The organism is Pricia sp., from assembly GCF_041745955.1.
GTDB lineage: Bacteria > Bacteroidota > Bacteroidia > Flavobacteriales > Flavobacteriaceae > Pricia.
Genome location: NZ_JBGTHY010000016.1, coordinates 1 through 3,419 on the forward strand (window position 1 = coordinate 1; position 3,419 = coordinate 3,419).

Genomic DNA, 3,419 nt, shown 5'->3' on the forward strand with positions numbered 1-3,419 from the left:
TATCTTAGCGAAGAACCTAAAATAAGAACACCTACATGATTACCGGAAAAAACTATATCGGAAAAGAACTCTCCTCCAAAGGAAGTAATACCTACACCACTTTCAATCCCCAACTGAACTCCGATACGGAGTGGACGTTTCATGAGGCGACGAAGGAAGAAATCGATACCGCCGTTGATAAGGCCTACGAAGCTTTTCAGGGGTACAAAACCTTTTCCGGGGAGAAAAAGGCGGAATTTCTAATAGCCATCGCCGAAGAGATCGAAGCTTTGGGCGACCCTGTTATTGAAGCCTATACCAAAGAATCCGGTTTGCCCGAAGGCCGCGCCAAAGGCGAACGTGGCCGAACCATGGGCCAGTTAAGGGCCTTTGCCACCTTGCTTAAAGAAGGTTCTTGGGTCGAGGCGACCATCGATACGGCACAGCCCGATCGAGAGCCGATGCCGAAAACGGATATTCGTAAAATACTTTTGCCGATCGGGCCGATTGCCGTGTTCGGGGCCAGTAATTTCCCCTTTGCTTTTTCTACGGCCGGTGGCGATACGGCCAGTGCCTTGGCCGCCGGCTGCCCGGTTATCGTAAAGAGCCACCCCATGCATTCCGGTACGGGGGAACTGATTGCTTCGGCCGTTATCAAGGCCGCAGAGCGGACGGGCATGCCCGATGGGGTGTTTTCCAATTTGAACAGTAGCGGTATTGACGTCGGCCAGCAATTGGTTTTACATCCAAAGATCAAGGGCGTCGGATTTACGGGAAGTATCAAAGGCGGTACCGCCCTCTATAAATTGGCCAACGAACGTAAAGAACCCATTCCCGTTTTTGCCGAGATGGGCAGTATCAATCCCGTTGTCGCCCTGCCTTCCGCCTTGACGGATAAGAGCGGCGATTGGGCCAAGCAGTATGCCGGCTCGATCATGTTGGGCGGAGGACAGTTCTGTACCAATCCGGGATTGATCTTAGGGATAAAAAGTACAACTTTGGATGGTTTTATAGACACCTTGGGAACGGAAATCGAGAAGCTGGAACCCACTTGTATGCTGCATCCGAACATCCACAAAAACTATGAAAGGGGAAAAAAGGAACTTTCCGGACAGGGCGGTACCAATGTAGTGGCCGCCTATGAATCCGATGTTGCCCCCAACGTGGCCCAACAAAAAGTGCTGACCGTAAACGGATCGAATTTTTTGAAAAATCCGAAGTTGCACCAAGAGGTTTTCGGTCCTTTTTCCATCGTGGTCCGCTGTACCGATGCGGCCGAACTTGAACAGGTATTGAACAAATTGGAAGGGCAGCTCACCGGCACGATTTTGGGCAATGCCGAAGAGATCAAAAAGTACGATAATATCGTCGATGCCTTGCAGGGTAGGGTAGGGCGCATCATTTTTAACGGTGTTCCGACCGGGGTCGAGGTGTGCCCGTCCATGCAGCATGGCGGGCCGTTTCCCGCTTCTACCGACAGCCGTTTCACCTCGGTGGGGACATCCGCCGCCAGAAGATGGGTGCGACCCGTTGCTTTCCAAAACTGGCCGGCAGCTTCGTTGCCCGATGCTTTGAAAGATGAAAATCCGTTAGGTATTTTCAGGTTGGTCGATGGAAAACATACCGCTGCTAAAATTTAAGCGTATGGGAATACGTACCCTAAAAAAAATGCTTCCCTTTTTTTGCCTTGCCTTCCTGACGATGTCATTTTATGCACAGGAAGGCAAGAACGCATCCCAACATCTCGATGCCATTGTCAAAACGGTGGAGGATTTTGAACCCTATGACGAAAAAGCCCATCCTTTAGGACGATATGAGGGGGATTTGGAGCGAAAAAAGGCTGAATTTGCCGAAAAACAGCTTCAACGGCTGGATTCCATATCCGTCGACGCCCTTTCCGAAACCGAAACGATTTCTTTGGAACTATTGCGATTCGTCCTTCAAAATAGGATGGATGAATACCAATATGAAATGCACCTGAATACCATTCAGGCCGATCAGGGCTTTCATTTAAACTTGAATTATCGTATCAAACCCATCCTAAATTATACCGATGCCAAGGAGTATCTGGTCGTACTGAACGATATTCCCCACTATGTCGATCAGCAATTGGTTTTTATACGGGAAGGTCTTAAAAAGGGAATATCCCAACCCAAGATAATTTTTAAGGGATATGAGTCCACCTATAACGAGCATATTGTATCCGATGTTGAAAAAAGTGCTTTTTACGGGCCTTTTAAAAAACTTCCGGATGCTTTGGATGAATCCCAAAAAGATTCTGTTGTAAAGGCCGGTAAAATGGCCATCCAACAAAGCGTTGTCCCATCCTTTAAAAAAATCAAAAGATTCTTTGAAGAAGAATATATTCCCAAGACCCGCGAGAGCCTTGGGGTTTCCGAGACGCCCAACGGTGCGGCATTCTATCAGAATCGAATCAATTACTACACGACCACTTCGGAGTATATGGCCGACGAAATCCACAACATAGGATTGAAGGAAGTGGCGCGGATAAAATCCGAAATGGAGGATATAATTAAGGAAGTCGGTTTCAAGGGCAGTTTTGCCGATTTTCTAGGATTTCTAAGAGCCGACAAGCAATTCTATGCTACTACTGGCGAGGCCCTTCTGAAGGAGGCGCGCGATATCGCCAAGCGTATCGATGCCGAACTTCCCAAATATTTCAAGACCTTGCCCAGAAGGCCTTACGGCATAAAAAAGGTTGCCGATGCGATTGCCCCTAAATATACTTCGGGCCGATATTCCGGACCATCCAGTGAAACGGAGCCCGGATATTATTTGGTGAATACCTATAAATTAGATAGCCGTGCGTTGTACGCGTTGCCCGCACTTACCGCCCACGAAGCCGTGCCCGGTCATCACCTGCAAGGATCGCTGAACCGGGAATTGGGCGATAGCATTCCCAAATTCCGTAAAAATCTGTACCTGTCCGCTTATGGCGAAGGCTGGGCGCTCTATACCGAGTTTTTGGCGAACGATATGGGCATATATACGACCCCTTACGAGCAATTCGGAAAACTTACGTACGAGATGTGGCGTGCCTGTCGCCTGGTGGTCGATACCGGTATTCATGCCAAAGGCTGGACCAGGCACCAGGTCGTTGACTTTATGCTCTCGAATACCGCACTTTCCGAGCACGAGGTAAACACAGAGACCGATCGCTATATTGCATGGCCCGGACAGGCGATATCCTATAAAATAGGGGAACTGAAGATACGGGAGCTCCGTGAAAAAGCCAAGGAAAAGCTCGGTTCAAAGTTCGATATTCGGCAGTTCCATGAAATTATTTTAGAGCAGGGCACAGTAACCTTGCCGATTTTGGAGCGTCGTATTGATGCCTATATCGAATCTGTAAAATGAGCACCAAGGACCAGACGGTTAAACCAAACACGTCTTTACAGCCAAAGACAGCGTTAAGACCA

General features: G+C 48.6%; 2 protein-coding genes. Both read left to right on the forward strand.

What is annotated here, in order from left to right:
- The first annotated feature begins 35 nt into the window (after positions 1-35).
- A complete protein-coding gene (locus tag ACEW8S_RS00575; RefSeq protein ID WP_373516250.1) occupies positions 36-1,619 on the forward strand; it encodes an aldehyde dehydrogenase (NADP(+)) in 1,584 nt (527 codons plus the stop codon).
- Between the two features lie 4 nt (positions 1,620-1,623).
- Positions 1,624-3,357: a DUF885 family protein gene (locus ACEW8S_RS00580; protein WP_373516251.1), complete on the forward strand. Its 1,734-nt coding sequence runs from the start codon at positions 1,624-1,626 to the stop codon at positions 3,355-3,357.
- Positions 3,358-3,419 lie beyond the last annotated feature (62 nt).